Annotated in this window: 22 protein-coding genes; 4 read left to right on the top strand and 18 right to left on the bottom strand. The window is 68.9% G+C overall.

The window, feature by feature from the left end:
• Positions 1–2 precede the first annotated feature (2 nt).
• From AC1MEY_RS24835 to fadD5, 16 genes are all read right to left on the bottom strand, one after another.
• Complete coding sequence (locus AC1MEY_RS24835; RefSeq protein ID WP_480228014.1) at positions 3–2,510, bottom strand: hypothetical protein; 2,508 nt, start codon at positions 2,508–2,510, stop codon at positions 3–5.
• A gap of 392 nt (positions 2,511–2,902) precedes the next feature.
• The gene (locus tag AC1MEY_RS24830; RefSeq protein ID WP_480228013.1) at positions 2,903–3,679 is read right to left on the bottom strand and encodes a fructosamine kinase family protein; all 777 of its coding nucleotides are present in this window, start codon (positions 3,677–3,679) and stop codon (positions 2,903–2,905) included.
• Positions 3,676–4,347, bottom strand: a complete 672-nt coding sequence (locus tag AC1MEY_RS24825) for a YoaK family protein (protein WP_480228012.1) — start codon at positions 4,345–4,347, stop codon at positions 3,676–3,678. The genes AC1MEY_RS24830 and AC1MEY_RS24825 overlap by 4 nt, the downstream gene beginning before the upstream one ends.
• Positions 4,348–4,366: 19 nt before the next feature.
• Positions 4,367–5,536: a mammalian cell entry protein gene (locus tag AC1MEY_RS24820; RefSeq protein WP_480228011.1), complete on the bottom strand. Its 1,170-nt coding sequence runs from the start codon at positions 5,534–5,536 to the stop codon at positions 4,367–4,369.
• Positions 5,503–6,063: a mammalian cell entry protein gene (locus AC1MEY_RS24815; RefSeq protein WP_480228010.1), complete on the bottom strand. Its 561-nt coding sequence runs from the start codon at positions 6,061–6,063 to the stop codon at positions 5,503–5,505. The genes AC1MEY_RS24820 and AC1MEY_RS24815 overlap by 34 nt, the downstream gene beginning before the upstream one ends.
• A complete protein-coding gene (locus tag AC1MEY_RS24810; protein WP_480228009.1) occupies positions 6,060–7,028 on the bottom strand; it encodes an RDD family protein in 969 nt (322 codons plus the stop codon). The genes AC1MEY_RS24815 and AC1MEY_RS24810 overlap by 4 nt, the downstream gene beginning before the upstream one ends.
• On the bottom strand, positions 7,025–7,678 hold the full coding sequence (locus AC1MEY_RS24805; RefSeq protein ID WP_480228008.1) for a hypothetical protein: 654 nt from the start codon (positions 7,676–7,678) through the stop codon (positions 7,025–7,027). The genes AC1MEY_RS24810 and AC1MEY_RS24805 overlap by 4 nt, the downstream gene beginning before the upstream one ends.
• Positions 7,648–9,204: an MCE family protein gene (locus tag AC1MEY_RS24800; RefSeq protein ID WP_480228007.1), complete on the bottom strand. Its 1,557-nt coding sequence runs from the start codon at positions 9,202–9,204 to the stop codon at positions 7,648–7,650. Before AC1MEY_RS24800 ends, AC1MEY_RS24805 begins: the two co-directional genes overlap by 31 nt.
• Positions 9,205–9,207: 3 nt before the next feature.
• A complete protein-coding gene (locus AC1MEY_RS24795) occupies positions 9,208–10,368 on the bottom strand; it encodes a virulence factor Mce family protein (protein ID WP_480231657.1) in 1,161 nt (386 codons plus the stop codon).
• A complete protein-coding gene (locus AC1MEY_RS24790) occupies positions 10,368–12,008 on the bottom strand; it encodes a virulence factor Mce family protein (protein ID WP_480228006.1) in 1,641 nt (546 codons plus the stop codon). Before AC1MEY_RS24790 ends, AC1MEY_RS24795 begins: the two co-directional genes overlap by 1 nt.
• A gap of 12 nt (positions 12,009–12,020) precedes the next feature.
• Entirely contained in the window at positions 12,021–13,622 is a 1,602-nt protein-coding gene (locus AC1MEY_RS24785; RefSeq protein ID WP_480228005.1) for an MCE family protein, read from the bottom strand.
• Positions 13,619–14,650: a virulence factor Mce family protein gene (locus tag AC1MEY_RS24780; protein ID WP_480228004.1), complete on the bottom strand. Its 1,032-nt coding sequence runs from the start codon at positions 14,648–14,650 to the stop codon at positions 13,619–13,621. Before AC1MEY_RS24780 ends, AC1MEY_RS24785 begins: the two co-directional genes overlap by 4 nt.
• Positions 14,647–15,879 carry an MCE family protein gene (locus tag AC1MEY_RS24775; RefSeq protein WP_480228003.1) on the bottom strand — a complete coding sequence of 411 codons (1,233 nt, stop codon included), beginning with the start codon at positions 15,877–15,879 and terminating at the stop codon, positions 14,647–14,649. Before AC1MEY_RS24775 ends, AC1MEY_RS24780 begins: the two co-directional genes overlap by 4 nt.
• A gap of 4 nt (positions 15,880–15,883) precedes the next feature.
• Positions 15,884–16,753, bottom strand: a complete 870-nt coding sequence (locus AC1MEY_RS24770; RefSeq protein WP_480228002.1) for an MlaE family ABC transporter permease — start codon at positions 16,751–16,753, stop codon at positions 15,884–15,886.
• A gap of 1 nt (position 16,754) precedes the next feature.
• On the bottom strand, positions 16,755–17,555 hold the full coding sequence (locus AC1MEY_RS24765) for an MlaE family ABC transporter permease (RefSeq protein ID WP_480228001.1): 801 nt from the start codon (positions 17,553–17,555) through the stop codon (positions 16,755–16,757).
• Between the two features lie 221 nt (positions 17,556–17,776).
• Entirely contained in the window at positions 17,777–19,441 is a 1,665-nt protein-coding gene (gene fadD5 / locus AC1MEY_RS24760) for a fatty-acid--CoA ligase FadD5 (RefSeq protein ID WP_480228000.1), read from the bottom strand.
• A gap of 139 nt (positions 19,442–19,580) precedes the next feature.
• Here fadD5 and AC1MEY_RS24755 point away from each other — a divergent pair, with 139 nt between their 5' ends.
• Positions 19,581–20,261, top strand: coding sequence for a GntR family transcriptional regulator (locus AC1MEY_RS24755; protein ID WP_480227999.1), 681 nt, complete (start codon positions 19,581–19,583; stop codon positions 20,259–20,261).
• An 87-nt stretch (positions 20,262–20,348) separates the two neighbouring features.
• Here the strand turns inward: AC1MEY_RS24755 and AC1MEY_RS24750 are convergent, their stop codons facing one another.
• The gene (locus AC1MEY_RS24750; protein WP_480227998.1) at positions 20,349–20,789 is read right to left on the bottom strand and encodes an SRPBCC family protein; all 441 of its coding nucleotides are present in this window, start codon (positions 20,787–20,789) and stop codon (positions 20,349–20,351) included.
• A gap of 23 nt (positions 20,790–20,812) precedes the next feature.
• Between AC1MEY_RS24750 and AC1MEY_RS24745 the strand changes: the two genes are divergently transcribed.
• A complete protein-coding gene (locus AC1MEY_RS24745) occupies positions 20,813–21,781 on the top strand; it encodes a D-2-hydroxyacid dehydrogenase family protein (RefSeq protein ID WP_480227997.1) in 969 nt (322 codons plus the stop codon).
• Between the two features lie 4 nt (positions 21,782–21,785).
• Here AC1MEY_RS24745 and AC1MEY_RS24740 read toward each other — a convergent pair whose 3' ends face one another.
• On the bottom strand, positions 21,786–22,232 hold the full coding sequence (locus AC1MEY_RS24740; RefSeq protein ID WP_480227996.1) for an acyl-CoA thioesterase: 447 nt from the start codon (positions 22,230–22,232) through the stop codon (positions 21,786–21,788).
• Between the two features lie 115 nt (positions 22,233–22,347).
• Here AC1MEY_RS24740 and AC1MEY_RS24735 point away from each other — a divergent pair, with 115 nt between their 5' ends.
• A complete protein-coding gene (locus tag AC1MEY_RS24735) occupies positions 22,348–23,445 on the top strand; it encodes an alcohol dehydrogenase catalytic domain-containing protein (protein ID WP_480227995.1) in 1,098 nt (365 codons plus the stop codon).
• Positions 23,446–23,540: 95 nt separating this feature from the next.
• Entirely contained in the window at positions 23,541–24,662 is a 1,122-nt protein-coding gene (locus AC1MEY_RS24730; RefSeq protein WP_480227994.1) for an L-talarate/galactarate dehydratase, read from the top strand.

The following is a 24,662-nucleotide window of genomic DNA, read 5'->3' as shown; positions in this document are numbered from 1 at the left end:
CGTCAGGCGGCGTCCGAGGCACCGCCGTCGGACGCCGACCCGGCACCGGCCGAAGCGTCCGCGGCACCGGCGTCAGCCGCTCCGTTGTCCTTGTCCCCCGCGCCGCCGGCCTCGGCCGAGGGGCCGGGCTTGTCCTTGGGCGAGAACGCGTTCGCGGTATCCCGAACGACGTTGAGCGACGGCTTGCTCGGGCTCTCCGGCTTGGCGTGCTTCGGCGGCGTGGTGGACGCCGGCGGCGGCGCGGAGCCGTCGTCCTCCTTGGCGTGCTTCGGCGTCTTCACCTCGTCGACCGACGGCTCGTCGTCCTTCTGCTGCTCCTGCGACTCAGTCCCGTTCGACCCGGTCGGCTCGTCCGCAGCAGGCTTCTCCGCGGCCGGAGCGGCTTCCTCGGAGGCCTCGTCGCCGGCACCCTGCTCACCGGCGCCCTCACCCTCCGCCGCCGGAGGCGTCTCGGCCTCGTCTGCGGCCTTGCCTGCGTCACCCTCGCCCTCGGCATCTGCCTGGGACTCGGCGCCGGTCTGCTCGCCTGAACCCTCTGCAGCACTGAGACTTTCGTCCTCGGCTCCAGCGGAGATCGACAGGGTGGAGAACCGGGCGTTCGCCTCGGGGATCTCGCTCGCCGAACGTTGCACCGCGAGCGTGCTGGAAGCAGCGGTCGGAAGACCCAACCCGCCGAACAGACCGCCGAGCAGTCCGCCGGGGCCCAGCAGTCCGCCGAGCAGGTCGGTGATCGGGTTGCCGGTGGACGGAGTGCCCGTTCCCGTTCCCGGCGCGGGGGTGGTGCCGGGCAGGACGCCGCCGAGTCCGCCACCGAGGATCGCGTCGAGCAGCGTCTTGAGGACGTTGGGGGTGCCCGGCGTCGGGTTCGGACCGAGTTCCTTCTGGATGCCGCCGATCAGGGCGTTGAAGGAATCGCTGAGTGCTCTGCCGTAGTCGATGTTCGCGAACGAGAGGAACGGGGTCTCGACGCCACTGTTCGTGAAGTCGCGCGTGTACGTCCCGTCGGGATTCTGGACGACGTTGGAGTAGCCGATGTTCGTCAGGATCGTCAGCGCCGGGGCGAGAGCGTTGGCGATCCGCATCGGGATCTGGGCGAGCGGTGCCAGACCGATGAGGTTCAGGAAGTCGGACGCCAGGTACAGCGGCTCCAGCATCGGCAGGGTCTTCGACTGCAACGTGAGGTACAGGTTGATCGCCAGCGGGTCACCGGTGAGCAGTGACAGGTCCACCGCGTCGCCGACGCCCGCGAGGAGCTGATCGGCGAGGCCGTTGAGGCTGAGCCCACGCAGCATGTAGGTCGGCGACAGCGCGGCGGCCAGGTTGTTGGTGAGGGTGAAGGCATTCGGCCAGGATGCGAGGTCGGACAGCGGCTGGTACTCGTAGGTGGCGTCCACCAGGATCGGGATGACGTTCGATCCACCGATGTGCAGCCCGAGCGGACCGTCGAGGAAGCCACCGCTGCCGGTGACCTCCGTCCGCGGGTTGACGGTGTTGATGCCGAAGAGCGCACCGAGGGCACCGAACCGCGCGAGGGCACCGCCGTCGGGGCGGGCCGGGTTGTTGATCAGCACCATCGGCAGCAGGGTGATGCTGCCGAGCAGCGGGTTCTCGCCGAACGGATGGGATGCGCCGCCCGGCTGGAACGGCAGGTCGGCGATTACCTTCTCGTACGCCATCGCCGCCGCGAAGGCGCCGATGCCGATCCCGATAGTGGGCGTGATGCGGAGGTGGACGAGGTCCGGGATGAGACCGGTGATGGGGTCCGCGGAGCCGATAAGCTCGTCCACGACGCCGAGCAGTGCGTCGAGGCTCGGCAGGTTGAGGCTGGTCAGCACACCCCCGAGCAAACCGCCGAGGATGGGGTCGAGCGGTCCACCGCCCAGCGTCCCGAGGCGATCGCGGATGAGTTGCAGAACGCCCGCGGCGCCGACCTCGAGGTAGTCGGAGTTGTTGATCTCGTTGGCGACGGAGTTGGGCAGTGCCGGCACCCAGCCCAGGTCGAGGCCCAGCATCTTGAGAGCCGAGAAGGTCGGGCCCGCGGTGATGATGTTGAGACCGGGGATGTCGAGATTCCCGAGGTTCAGCGGATCGGACAGGTTGTAGCCGATCAGCGCCAGCAGCCCGGTCAGGGTGGCGTCGGTGACCTCGTCCAACCCCAAGGAACTCAGGAGGCCGGTCAGGATCGACAGGTCGACCCCCTGCAGCACCGGACCGAGGATGGGCAGGTCGACCGACAGCTGCGCGAGGATGCCGGGCAACAGGCTGGACGGGATGTCGGCCAGCAGGCCGGTCAGCAGGCTCTGCGGGTCGAGGCCCGCCGCCTGCGCCAGGGCGGCGATGTTGATGCCGTTCACGACCGCCCGGATGAGCGAATCGGCGATCGCCTGGTTCCCGTCGTAGATGGCCGTGCCCAGTCCGCCGGTGATGTCGGGCACCTGGTCGCTCTTCGGCAGCAAGCTGATGACGGCACTCAGATCGACCGCAGCGTCGCTCGCACGCTTCTCGGGCACCGGGGCAGGAGCCGCTCCCACCGTCAAAGCCGAGACGGTCGCTGTCGCGGTGGCGACGATCGCAACCCTCTTCGCCTGCCGGCTCCTCTTACGGTGCTCGACCGCCATCTGACCAGTCCCTTCGGGTGATTCCAACCAGTTTCACAGGACGCTAACACTTACGCCGACGGCAATAGTACAGATTGCTGAGCGAATCTCAGCCCGGGCCGAGCCCGCTCACTGAGGACGCGCACAGCGCCGTCACCTCGGCGTTTTCGAGGCCCAACGCTGGCAAACATCCGCGTCCGAATTTCCGGGCGCAGTTAGCTAGTGGTTCTACCCACGGGGTCGTCCGCGACGGCGAGTGCCGCATTTGCTGGAATGTTCGACGACGTCGAATAGTGCATCGAGGATCAGTCGAGGCGACCGATGCGGAGTGCGCTGGACGTGACCTCCGCCACACTGGCGGTGTACGTGTGACCGAACAGCGCAACGTGCATCAGCAATGGATACAGCTGATGCAGCCCCCGCCGGTCCTGCCATCCCACGCCCAACGGCTGCCGGGCCTGGTAGCCGGACATGACGTCGTCGAGATGCGGACAACCGAACAGCGCGAGCATTGCCAGATCCGACTCACGGTGTCCGCCGTGAGCCGCCGGATCGATCAGCACCACGCCCCGCGGCGTCCACATGACGTTTCCGCTCCACAGGTCGCCGTGGAGGCGAGCCGGCGCCTCGCCGTCGTCGAAGTCGCCCGACCTGCACCGCGCGATGACGTCTCGCACCTGGTGCGCGACGGACGCAGGCAGCGCCTCGGCCGCGTCGAGCGCGGGCCGCAGACGAGCCTCCGCATAGAACTCGCCCCACCGCTCGTACGCACCGAACGCCATCGGGAGTGGGCGCGCCGACGGGCCGAAGTACCCGGGCCCCGACCAGTCGTCGGGGGGAGCCCCGAACGCGACGGCACCGGCAGCGTGCGTCACCGCCAGGCGGCCGCCGAACTCGACGGCCGCCGCTCGCGTCGGCGACGCGGTGGTCAACGACTCGATGGTCAGCGTCGTCTCGTCGACGTCGACGACGCGGGCGCACGGCACGCCGCCCGGCACGGAGCCGAGCCAGCGGAGACCACTGGCCTCGCAGGCGAACGACCCCGGCGGCGCGTCGGCGTTCCGCTTCCGGTGGACGCTCACTCGACCGCGGGTCCGAGCCAGAACACCGCGGCGCTCGCGGCGACGACCAGTGCCGCGAGGCCGATGATCGGTGCCACGCAGAACCGGGTGAGCGTCGCGCCCAGCACCGCGCCGCCCAGCATCGTGGCCACCACGCCGTAGCGAAGCTTCTCGCGCTGCCCGGTGCCACCCGCCAACCGGCTGTCGAACCCGATTCCCACGATCGTCGACGTCAGCACGGTGGTGCTCAGCTCCTGGATGCCGAACTGACGTGCGGTGGCGTTCTGATTTCCGAAGGTGACGGCGAGACCTGCAATCAGGATCAGCTTGCCGTTGTCGTGGTACTCCAGCACGCCCGCGCCGGCGAGGATCGCGAGCACCGCCAGGGCGAGCACCTCGAAGCCGAGCGTCACGACCAACCACCGGCGGACGTTCGTCGCGTGGTGTCGGGACAACCGTCCACCCAGCACGGTGCCCGCCACGAAGCTGACGAAGGCCACCACCGCCGCGAGCATGTCGACGCCCGAGTGCGGGACGAACCAGAAGCCCAGGAAGATCACGTTCCCGGTCATGTTCGCGACGAACACGTGCCCGAGCACCAGCACGCTGACCGCGTCCACCAGACCCGTCGCGAAGGTCAACAGCAGCAGCCCGGTCACCGTGGCTCGCTGCGAGACGGGAGACTTCATCGCCGTCGGCCGCGTGCGGCTACAGCCGCGGCGTGAGGTCCAGTGACGTGACCGCCGTCATCCGGGTGATCAGCCAGTCGTTGTCCCTGCGCTCCAGCGACAACCGGTACGACAGGTACCGCAGCGACGGGATGCCCTTGGTCACCGGACTCGTCGCCACCGAGTTGGTGTAGACGAGAGCCGTTGCCTCCGTAGGCGTCAGCGTCTCGACCGCCGAACCCAGCACCTGGGTGGCATTGCTGACCTGTGCCTGCTTGTTCGGCTCGACGATCGAGTCGATGTAGCGCTTGTACTCGGCCGCGAAGTCGCCGCCGAGGTACTTGGCGGCGCGGTCGGGCAGCGTGTCCATGTCGTCCGGCGTGTAGGTCCACAGCGTCGTGATCGCATCGGCCGAGATCTCGGCGACCTCGTACTTGGTGTGCACCTCGGCCCGATCGGCCAGGTAGGGCTGCAGCGTCGCGCCGGCGAAGGCCGCGGCGCCGACGAACAGTGCGCCCGCCGTCACCGCTGCGACCTTGAGTCCGCGGCCCGCCGTGCGGTGCGGCACCAGGACCGGCTCGGGTTCCGGTTCTGCTGCGGCGTCATCCGCCGGCACGTCGGGATCGGCGTCGGCATCCGCGGTGGGATGGACGTCGGTCTCTGCGACCGGTTCGGGAGTTGCCTCAGCCGCCACCTCGGGCTGCGATTCGACCGGCTCGACCGGCTCGTCGACGACCGGTTCGGCCTCGGGCTCGGTTGCAGCCGAATCGGTTTCGGCTTCGGCGGGAGCGGACGGCGCCGCGGGCTCGGTAACAGTCACCGGAGCAGCGGCCTTCGTCCGACCCCACGGGAAGCGACGCCGACGGGTCGGCTCCGAGGCGACGGCCTCGGGCTCGGATGCGACGGGTTCAGGCTCGACCGGTTCCTCGGACGCGACGGGTTCGGACGCCGAGGGCTCCGCGGTCGCGGCCTCGGATACTGAGGGCTCCTCAGAAGACTCGGGGGCCGCGGCCACCTCGTCAGCCGGCGTCACGTCGTCCGACGACGCTGCATCGTGCGACTCCGACTCCGACTGTGCCTGCGTCGCATCGTCCTTCGGCGCATCCGTCTCACGGAGCTTCTGCCGCGGCAACCGGTGGCGCCGCGCGGACTTGCCCTCGGGGACCGCGGAGGCGGTCAGATCACCTGAATCAGCTGGCTGATCTTCCACTGCTCTCCCTCCTCGATCGTCGTTGCCACCCATCGGCTGGCGCTCTCGACGGTGGGCCTTCCATCGCGACCCGGTGTCGTGACGTTCGCGGCGACCAGGATCTGGGCGCTGCCGTCGTCGTTCCACCGTTGCACGCCGGCCTCCAGCACCGAGCCGACGGTCGGCTCGGCACGTGCCACCTGAATGGTGACCTCGTTCATCTTCTCCTTGAACGACGTCTGGAAGTCGCCGGTCGCCTGCGCGTAGATGTGTTCGGTGTAGTCGTTGGCGTGGAACGGATCCAGCGACGTGTACTCGATCATGAAGTTCCGCACGTAGCCGAGCGCCGCCACGTCGCGGAGGTCGGTGCGCCGCTGGCTCTCGTGACCGACCAGCATGACGACGCTGCCGGCGATGGCGGCCACCGCGAGCAGCACCGACATCGCGATGGTGACGGGCAGGCCCCAGCGGCGCGGGGGCTTGGGCTCGACGACCGGCGTCGTGAAGTAGTCGCGGTCGGCGGCGTCGATCTTCCGACGGGGGCTCATCCGCCGGCCTCGCTCGCGGTGGGCTTCTTCAGCACGGTGAGGTTGTTGACGAGCCAGTCGTCGCCCGACTTCTGGAAGTCGACACGCACCGTCGCGGAGATGAACTTCATCGCCTTGGGGTCATTGCCCCGCTGACCCTGGAGGGCCAGCAGCAGAGCGGCCTCGGTCGGAGACGCGGACAGCACGGCGCTGTTGGTAGACCAGTACTCGTTGGTGGTGGCGCCGCCCTGCTGCACCACCTGCTGCTGCGCGGCCAGCTGCGGCCGGTAGGCGTCCGTCGCGAGGTCCTGCGACCGGGCGAAGTCGGCGGGCATGGTGGCGATGCCGTAGCTCAGCAACTGCTCGACGATGCGGGGACCCTGCTCGGCGATCTGGGTGCGCGCCGTCTCGACGGCCCGATCCTGCCGGTACACCTCGAGGTAGCCGATCCCGCCGCCCGCCACGCAGAGCAGCGCCGCGATCAGGAACACCGCGCCGGCGATCGGGCGCACGTTGCGCTCCGGGGCCGGAACGCGGCGGGCCTCGGTGCGGGCCAGCAGGTCGGCGAACGTCCGGTTCCGCTTGTCCCACAGCGGCCACAGCCATCCGATGAAGAGGCTCAGGGTGTCGAGCAGGTGCGCGACGTCGCGGAGGAACAGGCGGACGCCGCCGGCCGGTGCGCCGGTGCTGGTGACGATCCGGATGCCGAACAGCGATCGGCCCAGACTCCAGCCGGTCAGCGCCGGGAGCAGCCAGCGGTTGACCACGGCGGCGACGAACGCCAGTACCGCGACGACCGTGAAGAACCACCAGAGCGCACCCCGGACCGGGGTGGTGAGAGCGAGCAGTGCCATGGTCGCGATGACCGCCACCGCGGGCAGCACGTCGGCGGCGAGGGCACCGGCGCGGGCGAACCAGCCGGCGTACGGAACGTCCTGCGCGTCGCTCGTCGCGACGCCGCGGTCCGCGTCGAGGACGGCGGTCACGACGTCACCTGCTCGAGCTTGGCGATCTTGAACGTGCCGTCCTCGGGCACCATCTGCACCCGCAGGCGGTAGCCCTGCTCCTGGTCGGCGACCTCGAGGTTGCTCACCTTGATGCGCATGGCGACCAGGACGTCGACAGAGCCGTCGTCGTTGTGTCCCTCGACGGCGGTGCGCATCTCGGTGACCTGCACCTTGACGTTCGCCGCCTGGTACGCCTCGGCGAGGATGCCGCTGTACAGCGCGGCCTGGGTGCCGAAGTCGCCGGTGGAGCAGTTGACGATCTTGGCCTGGCTGGCGCTCATGACGGTGGTGTCGGGCGCCTGCGTCGCGGTCACGCAGTCCTTGGCCGCCGCGACGGCAGCCTCGTCCGCCACGGCGATGGCCTTGCTCCGGTCGTGCGAGTGGAGAGCGAAGTAGCCGCCGACCCCGACGCCTGCCGCCGCGAGCAGCAGCACCACGGCGACAGCGGCGACCCATGCGGGACCGAACCGCTCCTGCCGACGTGGGCTCGCCTCGTCGGAGTGACGCAGTTCGTCACCGTCGATCGAGTGCTGGTCCTTCGGCGTCTCCGTCGACTCCGTCAACGGCTGGTCAAGGCTGTCCTGCGCATCGGTGGGGTTCAGCTGGCCGGAGCCAGCATCCTCTTCCATCCGTCGTCTCCTGGGTTGCTCGAGTTGTCGACGGAGTACTTGACGCCGTCGGGTCCGACCACCTCACCGCTCGACGGGTTGTAGACCGCAGACGGACCTGATGCCGGAGTGTAGATGCACGGGTTGGGCTGCTGTCCACTGCAGCTGACGCTGCCCTGGCCAGGTGCCGTCAGCGGGTCGCTGATCGGCGTCTGGGACTGCGACGGCGGCAGCTTGTTCGCGGGCAGCGGGTTCATGCCGTTGTTCACCGACGGTGCGGGGATCACGTAGCCGGGCTTCACCGGCTGGTCGCACCGCGCGCCCGCCGCCGGGCAGGTGAGGATCTGGTTCGGATCGCCGTACCAGGGGTTGGTGCCCGCCGGGGTGTACGGCTCGTTGCTGCGGCACTCCGTCGGCGTCGCGGCCCGCTTGCCCGGGACGTCGACGCAGGGGTAGTTGCGGGCGCCACGAACGACGTTGCCCTGGAAGTCCTTGGGGATCTTGCAGTAGACGTCGGCCGGGATCTCGGCGGTGGTGGTGTCGGCGGGCGAGCGCCACTGCGACGCCGGCAGGAAGCCGGTGTAGCAGGGCGGCGGCTGGTTGATCGACAGCGCCAGTGGCAGCAGCGCCTGGCCCGGGAAGATCGTGCCCATCTGACCGACGGCGCCGGCCTGCGGGAACGCCACGAGCAGCTGCTCGACGCCCTTGTTGTTGCGCTTGAGCAGGTCGATGACGACGCTCAGGTTGGCCAGCGTCTGCGGCAGCGAGTCCTTCACGCTGGTGAAGAAGCCGGTCACCTCATCGGCCGTCGGGCCCGCCTGCTGCAGACCGGTGCGCAGGGCCTGGTCCTGCTGGGCCGCCTGCGCGGCGATCGTGTCGAGGTTGTTCGCCCACTGCTGGATCGCGTCGCCCGACTGCACCTGGCTCTCCAGGATGGGCGCCGAGTTGTTGATGATGTCCTTGACCTGGGGCAGGTTGTCCTTCAGCCCCTGGGCGATGTTGGTCGTCGAGTCCACCAGCCGCTGCAGCGCCGGGCCGAGGCCACCGACCGCGAGCGACGTCTCCGTGAGCAGGGAGTCGATCTTCTCCTTCGGCAGGACCGTCAGAGCCTGGTTGGCAGCGTCGAGCGCCGGACCGATCTCGCTGGGCACCGTGCTGTTGGTGATGGTCGCGCCGCTGGACAGGTACTGCCCCGGTGCCCCCTCGGGGGGGACCAGGTCCAGGTACTGCTCACCGATCGCCGAGACCGAGTGCACGTTCGCGGACACGTCGACCGGGATCTTGTACTGGCTGTCGATGCTCATCGTGGCCAGCGCACCGGTCTCGGTGGGGACCACGTCGGTCACCTTGCCGATCTCGGTGCCGCGGTAGGTCACGTTCGCCGTGGCGTACAGACCACCCGATCTGGGCAGTTCGGCCTTCAGTTCGTACTGGCCGATGCCGATCAGGCTGGGGAGCCGCAGGTAGTACCACCCGAGGGCCGTCAGCGCGATCAGCGTGAGGATCGTGAACAGGATCAGCTGGATCTTGATGAAACGTGTCAGCACCGCTCACTCACCCCTTTCGACAAGTGGTCCACCCGGCACCGAATGCGGATTGGGCGTGAAACGAACGTCCGGGATCATCGTCGCCGGGTCGCGGCCCCACGACTGCTCGAGTGCTCGCAGGGCGCCGGAGAAGCCGGTGCCCGTCAGCAGGCCGTTGTCGACCGACGACAGCGTGAGGTCGACGTTCAGCGAGACGTTGATGTAGTCACCGCGTACCGCCTTGTCCGCCGACTCGATCGGGAACGGCGCCGTGAGCATGAACTTCAGCGCGCCGATCAGGTACGGCGACGCCTTGCCCAGCTGCTTGAGCGGCCGCTGCAGGCTCTGCAGGTTGGTGTTCAGGTCACCGCTGATCGGTGCCAGCGCTTCGTCGGCCGCCTTGCTGATGCGGCCGAGCGACACCACGGCGTCGCCGAACAGGTCGCGGGTGTCCGCGAAGTACTTGATCAGCGGCGGCACGTCGGTGAGCACCCGGTCGAGGGTCTCGTTGCGCTGCGCGACGATCGACAGCAGCCGGTTGGTCGAGTCGATCGCCCGGGTGATGTCCTGTCGCTGCTCGTTGAGCTGAGCGGTGAACGTGTCGAGCCGGCCGAGGAACTCACGGATCTGCTCGCCGCGTCCCGTCAGCAGGTTGTCCAGCTCCGTCTGGATCACTTCCAGGTTCGGGATGCCGCCGCCGCTGAGGATCGTGCCGATACTGGCCAGCGTCCGCTCGGTGGTGGGGAACGACGTCGACCGGTCGAGCGGGATGGTGTCGCCGCTCTTGAGTTCACCCTCGGGGTCGGGCGGCGAGTCCAGCTGGACGTGCTGGCTGCCCAGGAGGCTGGTCTGGCCGATCGCGGCGGTGGTGTTCTCCGGCAGCTCGACGCCGGGCTCCACGTCGAGCGTGAGCGTCGCCACCCAGTTCTTCAGCTCGATGGCGCGCACGCTGCCGACGAAGACGTCGGCGACGCGCACCCGGCTGTTGACGTTGAGCGCCAACGTGTCCGGCATCTGGACGTAGATCGTCATGCCCTTGGACCCACCGGGGCCGCCGGGCAGCGGCACGTTGGCGATGCCCTGCCAGCCACACGACGTCAGCACTACCGCCGCGGCGGACAGCACGCCCGCCCGCTTCGCCAATCGGCGCACGTTGGGAACCTTCAACGACTTGGCCACTTTCATCACGGTCCTGCCTCGGCAGGCAGCGGCGGCCCGGCGGGTGCCGGAGCAGGTGCCCCGGCAGGCGCGGGTGCGACTGCGGGTGCGATTGCGGACAGCGGGTCACCGGCGACGACGCCCGGTGCGGGTCCCGGCGGCGGGCCCGGCTGTGGGTACCACGGAGGTGGCAGCGGGTTGTTCTGATCGAACGAGTTCGGCGGACCGGGCAGGTTGCCACCGCGGGTGGTCCCGAACGCCGGCGGCGCCGGCGGGATCGCCGAGTCGGCGCCACCCATGAGCGTGGCCAGGGAGTCCGGCGTCAACATGTTCGCGGTGAACGGCTGCACCTCGACGCCCTGCATGCCGGGTGCGACCACCCAGCCGGGCTCGTGGTTGCCGTGCGAGAACAGCGTGTCCCGCGAGAAGATGCCGGGCACCGTCGTGTCCTTGTATCCGGGCGGCGGCTGCAGTCGCGGATCCGAGTAGGCGATCTGCTTGGGCAGCGTCAGCGCGGAGCTGAACTGGTTCAGGCCGAACGGCAGGAAGTTGAACTTGATCGCGTCGAGGATGGGCGCCAGGTACTGGGCACACAGCTCGGCCGACTCCTGGTATCCGAGCCGGCTACCCGCCTGGATGGAGCTGCAGATGAACTCCATCGGGTTGGCGAAGTTGCCGATCACCGGGATGCCGGTGACGCCACCGGGGACGGGCGGCGCGATGTTCAGCGCGTTGACCGCGAGGTTCGGGAACACGTGCAGGCCGGTCTCGAGACCCTTGAAGGGCTCCGGCTGCAGGATCGCGTTGGTGGCCTCGGCCAGGTTGTCGACGTCCGCGGCGAGCACGCCGCCGTTCTCGTCGAAGAACTCACGGGTGTTCGTGAACAGGACGTTGAGGTCGCGGACCGCGTTCGACACCTCTTGGTCGGTGTTGGTGAACGCACCGGTGAACTGGGCGAGATCGTCGTTGAGGGCGACGAACTGCTGATCGCTCTTGTAGAGCGCGTTGACGAACAACGCCAGGCTCTTCACGACGGCGAACAGGTCGCCGCGGCCCTGGTTCAGGGTGGACAGCGCCTCGGACAGGTTGTTGAGCGCCGTGTTGACCTGCTGGCCCTTGCCCTGCAGACCGTCGGCGAACGACTCGATGACGTCGCCGAGGGGACCCTTGGGCTGCTCGGGCGTCGGGCCCAGATCGGTGAGAATCCGGTCGACGGAGTTGCGCAGTTCGTCGAACTCGACCGGCACCTGCGTGCGCTCGAGCGGGATCACGGCGTCGTTCTCCATGACCGGGCCGCCGGTGTACGCCGGGGACAGCTGGATGGCACGCGACGCGACGAGGCTGGGGTTCAGGATCGACGCGCTCGCGTCGGCGGGAACCTTGTACTTGCTCTCGTAGTGGAACGTGACCTTCATCCGGTCACCGGCCGGCTCGATCTCGTCGATCTGGCCGACGCGCACGCCCATGATCTGAACCTTGTCGCCGGAGTACAGCGCAAGGGTCTGCGGGAAGTACGCGACCACGGTGTGGGTGGTCAGCCTCTTGTAGAGACCCCAGCCGAGGAAGGCCAGCACGATCGCGACGACCACCACGATCGTTCCGATGATCACCGACGCCCGGGAGAGGGCGGGCAGCTTCAGACTTCTGACGTTGAAGATCGTCGACATGTCAGCGGCCTCCTATCCCTGTGAGCCGGGCGGCAGGAACGGCGGATTGCCGGGCAGCGGCGGCGTGCCGACGGGCGGGAGTTGCTGTCCCGGTCCCGGAGGCGGTGGCGGACCGGTCAAAGCCGGTGGGGGCGGCGAGGTTCCGTCACCCTGCAGTGATCCCGGCGCGATGTACGGGTCGGACGGACCGGGCGTCACCGGGACGGTGCGCGCTCCGGGCTGACCGGGTGCGAACGGCGCGGGCGGGACGCCCTGGACCGGCGGCGAGAACTCACCGGGGAACGCGGCGCTGGGAACGCCGGGTGCCGGCGGCGGCGCATCCGGGTTGGGCGGCAGACCGATGACGTTCGGCGGCCCGTAGTTGTTGGCGCCGTACGGATTCGGGCCGAACGGACCGTCCTGTGCCTGGGTGCAGGGCAGCGGGTTGGCGGGCGTCGGGAAGTTGCCCGCGGCAGGCGCGTACGAGCACGGCGAGCCGGCGATGACGGCGGGGCCGGGGTTCTCGGCCGTGCCCTCGAGCGGCGTGGGCGCCGGCGGCGGTGCGCCGTTGTCGAACCGCTGGCCATTCGGATCCGGGTAGCGGAACTCCGGCAGGCCTGCGTTCCGCCAGAACTCCTCGGGGTTGATGCCACGCTTCTTGAAGGCGGCGTCGACCCACGGCTGGATGATCTGGTACGGCAGGATGTTGATCAGGATGACCTTGAAGTAGGGGCCCGAGGCCACCGCCTCGCCCAGCGCCGTCGCCACCTTGCTGACGTTGCTCAGGACGTCCATCAGATCGAACTTGCGCTCGACCAGGGTGTCGCTGATCGTCCGGAGCTGCTCCAGCGTGCGGTTCAGGTTCGGGTTGTCCTTCGTGAACCCGGCGACCTGCTGCGAGAAGGCCGAAACCCGTTCCAGCAGAGCGTTGACCGCCGAGGCGCGCTCGTTGATGGCGGACAGCAGGGTCCGCGCGTTGACGAGCAGGTCGTTGATCTGACCGCTGCGATTGCCGAGCACGCCGGCGATCTTGTTGGCGTTGGCCAGCAGCTTCTGGATGTCCTCGTCGCGCTTGCCGATCGTGTCCGAGAACCGTGCGACGCCGTCGAGGGCCGCGCTCAGGTTCGGGTACGTCTGATCGATCGTCTCGGTCAGGACGTTCAGGGACTCCTTGAGCGTCTTGGTGTCGACGCCCGCGCCGGCCTTGGTCAAGTCGGAGAACGCGTCGTAGATCTGGTACGGCGTCGTCGTCTGGTCGATCGGCAGCGTCGCGTTCGGCTTCAGGGCGGTCGAACCCCGCGGCTCGATCTCCAGGTTCTTGCGACCCAGGATCGTGTCGGTGCGGATCGCCGCGCGGCTCTCCGTGCCGATCTTGGTGCCGTTCAGCGTGTAGCCGAGCACGACCTTGTCGCCCTCGATCCCGGCGGTGCGGACCACGCCGACGTCGACGCCCGCGATGCGGACGTTGTCGCCGGGGTTGATGCCCGCGGTGTCGGAGAACTGCGCGTAGTAGACGGGCTGCGCGAAGATCATCGGCACGCTGGCGAAGCTCTGCCCCACGCCGATCACCAGGATCAGGATCAGGATGCCCTTGAGCCCGTTGCGAATCCGGTTGTCGCCCTCGAGAGTTCTCATTTCGGCGTGCACCTACCCGATGGCTGGCTGGTGAGCTTGACGGTTCGCACGGGGCCACCCGGCTGCAGACCGTTCAGGATCAGCGAGATGTCGCAGGCATAGAAGTTGAAGAAGTCACCGTAGATGCCACCGGCGCGTCCCAGGATCCGGACGGCCTGCGGGAACTTGACGAGCAGGTCGTTCAGCTCCTTCTGCTGGTCGACGAGCGGCTGCTGCAGGGCGTCGAGGTAGTTGACGGTGTCGCGCAGCAACGGCCGGTTGTCCGCCAGGAGATCGGAGATGGTGCCCGCCGCATCGCTGATGTCGGCAACCCCGTCCGCGATCGGATCGGCGCGGTTCTTCAATCCGGTGACCAATTTCTCGAAGTTCTGGATGGTTTCGTCGAACTGCACCTGGTGCTTGACCGTGGTGTCGAGGACGGTGTTGAGGTTCTTCACCACCTCGCCGATGGCCTGATCGCGGTCGGCGAGCGCTGAGGTCAGCTGCGCCGTCTGGTTCAGGATGTCGTTGATGGTGCCGCCCTGCCCCTGGAAGATCGTGACGATCGACTGGGTGATGTTGTTGACCTTCTCGGGCTCGAGCGACCGGAACAGCGGGCGGAAGCCGCCGAGCAGGGCGTCGAGGTCGAGGGCGGGCTCGGTGCGCTCGACCGGGATGGTGCCGCCGGCGGGCAGACGCGTCTCGTCGTCGCCGCGCTTCAGCTCCAGGTAGCGGTCGCCGATGAGGTTCAGGTAGCGGATCGATGCCGTCGTGCCCTGGAAGAGGGGCAGCGTCCGGTCGACGTCGAAGTCGACCTCGACCCGGTCGCCACCGGGCAGCAGGCGGACGTCGGCGACCTTGCCGACCTCCACGCCCGACGCGCGGACGAACTGACCCGAGCGCAGGCCGCTCGCGTTCTTGAACACCGCCGTGTACGTCGAGGTGCGGTCGAACCGCAGCTGACCGAACACCACGATGATGATCGCGGTGAACATCAGCAGCACCAAGGACAGGGCGCCGAGCTTGATTGCCGTACCGGTGATTCTCATGGGTTGATCGTGTTCTCCCCGATCTGGCGTCCCCAGACGTATTCGATGGCGATGGGCTGACCCAGTTCGAAGTGGTTGTACGGGGCGATGCTCGCGCCGGTGTCCATGACGAGGTACGGCGCCGGCCACAGGTCACGCGTGATGGGCTGCCAGCAGCCGGGCCGTCCCTCCGGGCCACCGCTCGCGTTGACGCGCGGCAGGTTGTCCGGGAAGACGTAGGGGTTGGCGGCACCGATGATCGAGGTGCGGGTGTTCAGCGAGTAGCCGTTGCCACCACCGAAGGCGGCACGCGCCTTGGGCTCGACGTCGTGGAAGTTGCGGATGGTGCAGAACAGCGCGGGGCTGTACTCGTCCAGCAGCGCCGACGTGGGCAGCAGGTCCTTGATGCCGCGGGTCAGGTACGGCCCGCTCTTCTCGAAGATCTCGCCGCCGGTGTTGCCGAATCCGACCGCACCCATGAGCGCCTGGTCGAGGTCGCCCTGCCGCTCGTTGAGCGTGCGCGCGGTGACGGTGAGGTTCTCCAGTCCGTCGAACAGCGGGGGCGCGGCGTCGGAGAAGACGTCCGCGAAGTCGGCGAGCAGCTGGTTGTCGCGACGCAGCTGCGGCAGCTGGGGATTGAGTTCGCCCAGGACCTCGTTGCCGTTCTCCAGCGACTCGCCGAAGCGGTCGCCCAGCCCGTCCAGCGCCTGGGCGGTGGCGGTCAGCGTCTGGTTCAGCTTGATGGGGTCGACCTGCTGGGTGATCGAGACGATGGTCTCGAACAGCGTGTTGAACTCCGTGGTCACGCCCGTCGACTCGATCGGGGTGGAGCTGCTGACCCGCTGCGGGTTCGGGTTCTTCGGCGACGAGAACGCGATGTACTTGTTGCCGAACACCGTGCTGGCCTTGATCTCCGCGTCCACGTTGGAGGGGATCAGGTCGACGAACTGCTTGTTGACGTCGAGCAGCACCTTGGCCTTGGGCTGGCCGCCGACCTCGACGGCCTCGACGTCGGTGACCCGGCCGATCTCCACGCCGTTGTAGGTGACCTTGGAGCCGGGATCCATCGACAGGCCCGACCGCGTCGAGATCAGCGTGAGCTTCTCCGGATCGGCGAAGCCACCGCGGAACTGCACGGCCACCAGGACGAAGACGATGGCGAAGACCACCAGCAGGACCAGCCCGGCGATCTTGTACGGCGGGGTCCTGGGCTTGTTGATCGGCAACGCCGTCTGATCAGGTCTCGTCATCGCGCTACACCGTCAGGTTGAAGTTGGCGTTGGTGCCGTAGAGCGCCAACGAAGCGAACAGGACGACCAGCACGATCGCGATCAGGGAGGCGCGCATCGAGCGACCGACGGCCTCACCCACGCCCACCGGCCCGCCGCTGGCGTAGAAGCCGTAGTAGCAGTGGTTGAGCATCACGATGACCGAGATGATGATCGCCTGCACGAAGGACCAGGCCACGTCGTCGGGCCGCAGGAACGTGCGGAAGTAGTGCTCGTAGGTGCCGGTCGACTGCCCGTAGAAGAGCGTCGTGGTGACCTGCGCCGAGAGGAAGCTCATGATGATCGCCATCGCGTACAGCGGGATGATCACGACGAAGCCGGCCATGATGCGCGTCGACACCAGGTAGCTGATCGACTTGATCCCCATGACCTCGAGGGCGTCGATCTCCTCGCTGATGCGCATGGCGCCCAGCTCGGCGGTGGCGCCGGCGCCGACCGTGGCGGCCAGGGCCTGGCCTGCGACCACCGGGGCGGCGATGCGGACGTTGACCAGCGCGGCGAAGAAGCCGGTGAAGGCCTCGACGCCGATGTTGCCCAGCGAGGCGAAGCCCTGGATGGCGATCAGCGAGCCACCCGACAGGGTGACGAAGCCGACGATGGCCACGGTGCCGCCGATGACGGCCATGGCGCCGGTTCCCATGCCGATCTCGGCGACGAGCCGGAGCATCTCCTTGCGGTAGAACCGCACGGCGTGGCCGATGGAACCGACGGCCGTGACGATGAACCAGGCGATGTGCCCGACGCTGTCGAGGCCGCGCGCGGGCGCTCCGGCCAAGCGCTCGCCGCGGGCGACGGCCCGGGGGAAGCGACTGCGGACGACTGATGCCGTTGACATGTCAGCTCCCCGTTCCGAATTTGACGCCGATGGTGGTCAGCACGACGTTGACCGCGAACAGCGCGATGACGCAGAGGACCAGGGTCTCGTTGACCGCGGTGCCCACGCCCTTGGCGCCGCCGGAGACCGTCAGGCCGCGGTAGCAGCCGACCAGGCCGGCGATGAGCCCGAACGTCAGGGCCTTCACCACGGAGATGAGGACCTCGGGCAGGCCGGTGACGAGGGTCAGCGTCGAGACGTAGGCGCCCGCCGAGATGTTCTGGATGTAGACGCCGAAGACGAAGCCGCCGACGAGGCCGATCGTGATCACGGCGCCGTTGAGGAGCAGGGCGACGAACGTGGAGGCGAGGACGCGGGGGACGACGAGACGCTGGATCGGGTCGATGCCGAGCACCTCGAGGGCGTCGATCTCCTCGCGGATGGTGCGGGCGCCGATGTCGGCGCAGATGGCCGTCGATCCGGCGCCGGCGACCACGAGCACGGTTACCAGCGGACCGAGCTGGGTAACCGCACCGAGAGCTGCTCCGGCGCCCGAGATGTCGGCAGCACCGAACTCGGCCAGCAGGATGTTGAGGGTGAAGATGATGAGGACGGTCAGCGGGATGGCGACCGCGATCGTGGGCAGGAATGCCACCCGCATCAGGAACCAGCCCTGGAGGATGAACTCCCGCCATTGGAACGGGCCGTGGAACAGGGCCTTGGCCGTGAGGACGCACATCTTGACGAAGCCGCCGACCGCGGTGAGGCCAGGAGTGATCTGGCCTCGCACGTAGCTGACGAGGCCTGGCTGCTGGGCGGTCATGCTCGAGCCTCTACATCATGGAGGGTCGTGCCGTAGCCGCTGCGGCGGACCATTGGAACCCGTCGCACTCGCCCTCCTTGCCAATACCCCGCGTGTGTGATGCCCATCTCCCTACTGGTTGGTAGTAAGGCGGACCACAGGAGAGTACCCGATACCCGTGGGCCGCCGTACCGCATCGGCAAACTTGGGATCGCCGCACCCGGCAAACTCATCGTCACAGGTCAGGCCTTCCCGGTACTGCTAGAAACCGTTGAGGCCGTAGAACTTTCGTTCGCGTCAACCGAGGCGGCCGTTCCGAAGCGCTGTCTCAGTTCCGTCTTCAGCACCTTGCCCGCGGGGTTGCGAGGCAGTGCGTCGACCACCTCGAGGGCCTTCGGATGCTTGTAGCGGGCGAGCCGTTCGCCGAGGAAATCCTCGATGTCGGCCAGCTCCAGCGGCGCCGCGGCCGGCCCCAGTGCCACGACTGCCACCGGGACCTCGCCCCACTTGTCGTGTGGGCGGCCGATGACGGCCGCCTCCGCGATCGACGGGTGGCCGGCGAGGACGTTCTCCACCTCGGCGCAGTAGATGTTCTCGCCGCCGGAGATGATCATGTCCTTCTTGCGGTCCACCACCCAGACGTAGCCCTCGTCGTCCTGGCGGACCAGGTCGCCGGAGTGGAACCAGCCGCCGTGGAACGCCTCGGCGGTGGCCGCCGGGTTGTTCCAGTAGCCGGCCATCAGCGTGGGTGCCCGGTAGACGATCTCGCCGACCTGGCCGACCGGGACGTCGTTCATGTCCTCGTCGACCACGCGGGCGGCGACGGTCGGGATGACCCTGCCCACCGAGCCGAGCTTCCGGATGGCGTCCTCGCCCAGGAGCATGCAGGTCACCGGGGACATCTCGGTCTGGCCGAACGCCGCGAGGATCTGGGTACCGGGGAAGGTGCTGGCCATGTCGCGCAGCAGAGTATCCGACGCCGGGGCGGCCCCCCAGGACAGCGCCCGCAGCCGGACGTCGCGCGGGTTGGCCCGCTGCGCTGCGCACACGGCCTGCCACTGCGCGGGGACCAGGAAGATCGCCGTCACCTTCTCGGCGGCGAGCACGTCGAGCAGCTCGCCGGGATCGAAGGCGCCCAGCGGGTAGAGCACGGTGGGCCTGCCGAGGGCGAGGCCGACGATCAGGTTGCCGATGCCCGCGATGTGGAACAGCGGGACGCCGATGAAGCCGACGTCGTTGTTGAGGTCGACGCCGATCGTGAACATGCTCGACATGCCCTGGATGGCGATGTTCGAGTGGGTGAGGACCGCGCCCTTCGGCCTGCCGGTGGTGCCGGAGGTGTACATGATCAGCGCGGGTGAGTCGTTGGGGATGTCGACCTGCTCGGGGGCGGGCCCGCCCTCGGCGAGCAGGTCCTCATAGCCCAGCAGGCCGTCCTCGGTGGGGCCGTCGGCCACGACGATGGTGGCCAGCGAGGCGTCGAGGTCGCGGACCGCGGTGGCGACGCCGAGCAGGACGGGTTCGGTGACCGCGACGCGGGCCTCGCAGTCGGCGACCAGGAAGGCGATCTCGGGCGGCGTCATGCGGAAGTTGACCGGCACCGCGATGGCGCCGAGCAGGTTGGCCGCCAGCAGCGACTCGATGTACTCGGTGCGGTTGAGCATCAGGATGAGCACCCGGTCGCCGAAGCCGACGCCGCGCCGGCTCAGCGCACCCGCGAGCGCGTGGACGCGTCGGTCGAGGTCACCCCACGTGGTGGTGCGGCCGAGGAAGCGCAGTGCGACGTCGTCCGGCTGCATCAGCGCGTGCCGCGCGAGCTGGTTGGTCCAGTTGTTCCGGCGGGCCAGGTGGGGCTGCTCGGTGGGGTTCCCGAATCCCGGTGACGGGTCGACGGGTGAGGCGGTCAACTGCTGGTGCCCCCTGGTCTTCGCTTCGCGGCTTGCGCTGTGTTGATATTTGATCAAACATGGTGTTGCCCGGGTCACACTATGGCCTCGGCGGCCCGGGTACAAGCCCCGCCAGTTTGCTCGGGAGAGTGGGAAGAACGTGAAGGCAGCCGCCGCGACCCGGCCCGCTCGCCGCCGGGAGCAATTGGCCGACGAGGTGGCCGCCCACCTGCGCATGGGCATCATGACCGGCACGCTGCGACCGGGCACCTTCATCCGGCTCGACGAGACCGCCACCGAGCTGGGCGTCAGCATCACGCCGGTCCGCGAGGCGCTGCGGACGTTGCGCGGTGAGGGCATGGTGCACCTCGAACCGCACCGCGGACACGTGGTCGCGCCGTTCACCCGCGACGACATCCAGGACATCTTCTGGCTGCAGGCCGCGATCGCCAACCGGCTGGTCCGGACCGCCACCCAGCGGGTCACCGACGCCGAACTCGACGAACTCGACCACCACATCGACCTCCTCGCCGCCGGCGTCGAGACGCAGGACGGCGACCTGGTGATCGAGGCGGAGTTCGCGTTCTTCCGCACGCTCAACCGGTCCGCCGGGCGGATGAAGCTGGCGTGGTTCCTGCTGCACGCCAGCCGTTACCTGCCGTCGACGATGTACGCCGACGATCCCGACTGGGGCGCGCAGGCCGTCGTCAACAACCGGGCGCTGGTCGCAGCCCTGCGCAGCCGCGACGAGCACGCCGTCGCGAGGCTCACCGCCGAGCAGTACGCCGACGGCGCCCGCCGCCTGACCGCGCGGCTCGACCACCTGGGGCTGTGGCGCTGACCGCTGCGCCCCCCTTCGCCGAACGTGGGTTACCGCCACGGTTCGTCGAGAAACGCGTGGCTCGAGCCCACACTCGGCGGGCGGAGGTCAGCCCGCCGACAGCTGCTCGGCGCGCTTCTTGAGGTTCTCCGCGAGGTGATCGAGGGCGTCGTTGACGACCTTCTTCAGCATCATCGCGGGCACCGGCATGGTGGTCTCGACGTCCAGGTCGACGGTGAGCAGCGTGGTGGGGCCCATCTCGACGACCGAGAACACCTGCTCCTGCTTGGAGAAGAGGTCGCCCTGCTGCATGACGGTCTGGATCTGGTTGGGCCCCGGGTAGTAGACGGCCTGGATGTACATGCCGTCCATGCCCTGCACCGAGGTGTCCAGCCGGAGCTGACTTGGCCTGCCGTCGTCGTAGCGCGCCAGGATCCAGCAGCCCTTGATCTCCTCGTTCCACTGGGGGTAGGCCTCGAAGTCGGCGACGATCGCCAGGATCGCCTCGGCCGACGCCGACACCTCGACGGTCTTGCTCACGATGGGCATCGGGCGAGCATATCGTCGCCCTGGTGAGCATCCACGGAACGGCGACGGGCGGTCGCACCCGCATCGCCGTGCTCGACGACTACCAGAACGTGGCGCTGGCCTCGGCCGACTGGGAGCCGGTGACCGCCCGCGCCGACGTGACCGTGTTCGACGACCACGTCGCCGATCCCGACGAGCTGGTGACGCGGCTCGCGCCGTTCGACGTGGTGTTCGTGATGCGCGAGCGAACGCCGTTGCCGCGCAACGTCCTCGAGCGACTCCCCCGGCTGCGGATGATCGCGTCCACGGGTCCGGCCAACGCGTCGATCGACATGGCGGCGGCCGACGAGCTGGGCATCCACGTCAGCGGCACCGGCGGCAGCGTCGCGTCGACGGTCGAACTCACCTGGGCGCTGATCCTCGCGTCGGCGCGGCACCTGGTGGCCGAGAGCCGCTCCGTCGCCGACGGTGGGTGGCAGACCACGGTCGGCCGCGAGCTGGACCGTCGCGTGCTGGGCGTTCTCGGCCTCGGCCGGATCGGGTCGCGGATCGCGCGCATCGGGGCGGCGTTCGGCATGGACGTCGTGGCGTGGAGCCAGAACCTCACCCCCGACGCCGCCGCCGAGGCCGGCGCGCGCTACCTGCCCCGCGACGAGTTCTTCGCCAGCGCCGACGTGCTGACAATCCACCTCAAGCTGAGCGAACGGTCCCGCGGCCTGATCGGCGCCGCGGAGCTGGCGGCGATGAAACCGACTGCCCTGCTGATCAATACGTCCCGCGGCCCGATCGTCGACGAGGCCGCGCTGATCGACGCCCTGGCTTCCGGAGCGATCGCGGGCGCCGGCCTCGACGTCTTCGACACCGAGCCGCTGCCCGCGGGGCATCCCTTGCGCACGATGGCCAACGTGACGGCCACGCCGCACATCGGCTACGTGGGCGACCGGGCCTACCGGATCTTCTTCCGGGACGGGGTCGCGGCGATCGCGGCGTGGCTCGACGGTTCGGCCCCCTGACCCCCTACTCCACCACCGCCGTCGCCAGCACGGCGCGGATCGCGTCCGGAATCGGGACGGGCCGGCGGCTGGTGCGGTCGACGTAGACGTGCACCCAGTGCCCCACCGCGGCAACGGGCGCGGCCTCGACGTCCGGCGCGAAGACCGAGAGCCGGTAGGTGACGCTGCTGGTGCCCAACCGCGTCACCGCGAGACCCACGACGAGCGGGTCGGGGAAGGCCAGTTCGGCGAAGTAGCGGCAGCCGGACTCGGCGACGACGCCCAGCCACGGCGCGGTCACGGGGTCGACGTCGGCGCTGGTGTTGATCCAGGCGTTGATCGCGGTGTCGAACAGCTCGTAGTAGACCGCGTTGTTGAGGTGGCCGAACATGTCGTTGTCGGTCCACCGCGTCAGCACCGGCCAGTGCACCGGAAAGTCTCGACTGGTCAGCGTGCGCTCCTCGACGGCCATGCGGCCAGTCTCTCAGGCCGCGAGTGGCCAGTTACGACGCGCGTTCGGTCGTCGACCGCGCCGTAAGTGGCCACTCGCGCTGTTGCGGCGTGGTCCGGCAGGGCAGGCTGGTGCCATGAAGATTCGTGGAGCCGTCCTCGAGAACATCGGATCGCCGCGTCGCTACGCCGAGTCGCGTCCGCTGGTGGTCGCCGAGCTGGACCTCGCGCCTCCGGGGGACACCGAGATCCTGGTGCGCATCGAGGCCTCCGGCCTGTGTCACTCCGACCTGTCGGTGGTCGACGGCAACCGGGTGCGCCCGATCCCGATGCTGCTGGGCCACGAGGCCGCGGGCGTGGTCGAAGCCGTCGGCTCCGGGGTGTCGGACCTGTCGGTGGGACGACGGGTGGTGATGACGTTTCTGCCGCGCTGCGGTGAATGCGCGGGGTGCGCCACCGACGGCCTCGCTCCGTGCGTTCCGGGCAGTGCGGCCAACGGCGCCGGCACGCTGCTGTCGGGTGACGTCCGGCTGACCCGCGACGGCGAGCAGGTCCGCCACCACCTCGGGGTGTCCGCGTTCGCGACGCACGCCGTGGTCGACCGCCGCTCGGTGGTGCCGGTCGACGACGACGTGCCGCCCGTCGTCGCCTCGCTGCTCGGGTGCGCGGTGCTGACCGGTGGTGGCGCGGTGCTCAACGCCGGCAAGCCGCTGGCCGGACAGACGGTGGCGGTGGTCGGGGCCGGTGGCGTCGGCATGGCGGCCATCCTCACCGCACTCGCACATGATGACGTCCGCGTCGTCGCCGTCGACCGCCTGCCCGAGAAGTTGAACAGAGCAAGGGAACTCGGCGCGCACGCGGCCGTCACGCCCGACGACGTCGGCGACCTGAAGGCCGAGGTGGTGATCGAGGCCGTCGGCCATCCGTCCGCCCTGGAGACCGCGGTCGCCGTCACGGCACCGGGAGGCCGCACCATCACGGTGGGCCTGCCGCATCCCGACGCGCGAATCAGCCTGTCGCCGTTGGCCTTGGTCGCCGAGGGCCGGACGCTGATCGGCAGCTACCTGGGCTCGGCGGTGCCCGCCCGGGACATCCCGAAGTTCGTCGACATGTGGCGGTCGGGCCGGCTGCCCGTCGAGCAGCTGGTGTCGTCGACGATCACGCTCGACGAGATCAACGAGGGCATGGACCAACTCGCCGACGGCAACGCCGTCCGGCAGATCATCGAGTTCTAGCGCCGGCCAACGCCGCCGAAGGTCGGCCCCGTCGAGGGGTTGTCATACGTCTCGCAACTTGTATGATGAGTTGAACGCTTATCATAGGAGTCTTGATGTCCGACCGCATCCGCCACCTCACCCTGTCGCACGTCGTGCTGCCGCTCGACAACCCCGTCAGCGACGCGAAGGTCCTCACCGGTCGCCAGAAGCCACTGACCGAGACCGTGCTCCTGTTCGTGGAGGTCCTCACCGAACAGGGCCTGACGGGAATGGGTTTCAGCTACTCGAAGCGCGCGGGCGGCAAGGCGCAGTACGCGCACCTGGCCGAGATCGCCGAGGTCGCCATCGGCCAGGACCCGTCCGACATCGACCGCATCTACCAGTCGCTGCTGTGGGCCGGCGCGTCCGTCGGACGGTCGGGCGTCGCCTCGCAGGCCATCGCCGCACTCGACGTCGCCCTCTGGGACCTCAAGGCGCGCCGTGCCGACCTCCCGCTCGCCAAGCTGATCGGTGCACACCGCGACTCCTGCCGCGTCTACAACACCTCGGGCGGCTTCCTGCAGGCCTCGCTCGAGGAGATGAAGGAGAAGGCCGACGCCTCCCTGGAATCCGGCATCGGCGGCATCAAGATCAAGGTGGGACAGCCGGATTGGAAGAAGGACCTCGAGCGGGTGACCGCCATGCGCGAACACCTCGGCGAGACCCCGCTGATGGTCGATGCGAACCAGCAGTGGGACCGCGCCCGCGCCCGCCGCATGTGCCGGGAACTCGAGGCGTTCGACCTCATCTGGATCGAGGAGCCCCTCGACGCGTGGGACGCGGTGGGCCACGCCGACCTCAGCCACACCTTCGACACCCCGATCGCCACCGGCGAGATGCTGACGTCGGTGCCCGAGCACATGGCACTGGTCGAGGCGGGCTACCGCGGCATCGTGCAGCCGGACGCCCCGCGCATCGGCGGCATCACCCCGTTCCTGCGCTTCGCCACCCTGGCCGCGCACGCCGGCCTGGCGTTGGCGCCGCACTACGCGATGGAGATCCACCTGCACCTGGCCGCGACCTACCCGACCGAGCCGTGGGTGGAGCACTTCGAGTGGCTGAACCCACTGTTCAACGAGCGCATCGACATTCACGACGGTCGCATGTGGCTCGCGGATCGCCCGGGGCTCGGCTTCACGCTCAGCGACCAGATGCGGGCGCGGACGGTGGAGACGGCGTCGTTCGGGAAGCCCTGA

The sequence above is a fragment of the Mycobacterium sp. PTI7 genome (assembly GCF_056679845.1).
Note: the sequence above shows the minus strand (reverse complement) of the source record. Positions and strands in the feature narration are given on the sequence as shown.

What these genes read in the sequence shown, in the direction of transcription:
- AC1MEY_RS24825 (WP_480228012.1), bottom strand. Translation starts at nt 4,347, where the DNA reads ATGAAGTCTCCCGTCTCGCAGCGAGCCACGGTGACCGGGCTGCTGCTG.
- AC1MEY_RS24815 (WP_480228010.1), bottom strand. Translation starts at nt 6,063, where the DNA reads ATGAGCCCCCGTCGGAAGATCGACGCCGCCGACCGCGACTACTTCACG.
- AC1MEY_RS24805 (WP_480228008.1), bottom strand. Translation starts at nt 7,678, where the DNA reads ATGGAAGAGGATGCTGGCTCCGGCCAGCTGAACCCCACCGATGCGCAG.
- AC1MEY_RS24795 (WP_480231657.1), bottom strand. Translation starts at nt 10,368, where the DNA reads ATGAAAGTGGCCAAGTCGTTGAAGGTTCCCAACGTGCGCCGATTGGCG.
- AC1MEY_RS24790 (WP_480228006.1), bottom strand. Translation starts at nt 12,008, where the DNA reads ATGTCGACGATCTTCAACGTCAGAAGTCTGAAGCTGCCCGCCCTCTCC.
- AC1MEY_RS24785 (WP_480228005.1), bottom strand. Translation starts at nt 13,622, where the DNA reads ATGAGAACTCTCGAGGGCGACAACCGGATTCGCAACGGGCTCAAGGGC.
- AC1MEY_RS24780 (WP_480228004.1), bottom strand. Translation starts at nt 14,650, where the DNA reads ATGAGAATCACCGGTACGGCAATCAAGCTCGGCGCCCTGTCCTTGGTG.
- AC1MEY_RS24775 (WP_480228003.1), bottom strand. Translation starts at nt 15,879, where the DNA reads ATGACGAGACCTGATCAGACGGCGTTGCCGATCAACAAGCCCAGGACC.
- AC1MEY_RS24770 (WP_480228002.1), bottom strand. Translation starts at nt 16,753, where the DNA reads ATGTCAACGGCATCAGTCGTCCGCAGTCGCTTCCCCCGGGCCGTCGCC.
- AC1MEY_RS24765 (WP_480228001.1), bottom strand. Translation starts at nt 17,555, where the DNA reads ATGACCGCCCAGCAGCCAGGCCTCGTCAGCTACGTGCGAGGCCAGATC.
- AC1MEY_RS24750 (WP_480227998.1), bottom strand. Translation starts at nt 20,789, where the DNA reads ATGCCCATCGTGAGCAAGACCGTCGAGGTGTCGGCGTCGGCCGAGGCG.
- AC1MEY_RS24740 (WP_480227996.1), bottom strand. Translation starts at nt 22,232, where the DNA reads ATGGCCGTCGAGGAGCGCACGCTGACCAGTCGAGACTTTCCGGTGCAC.
- AC1MEY_RS24735 (WP_480227995.1), top strand. Translation starts at nt 22,348, where the DNA reads ATGAAGATTCGTGGAGCCGTCCTCGAGAACATCGGATCGCCGCGTCGC.
- AC1MEY_RS24730 (WP_480227994.1), top strand. Translation starts at nt 23,541, where the DNA reads ATGTCCGACCGCATCCGCCACCTCACCCTGTCGCACGTCGTGCTGCCG.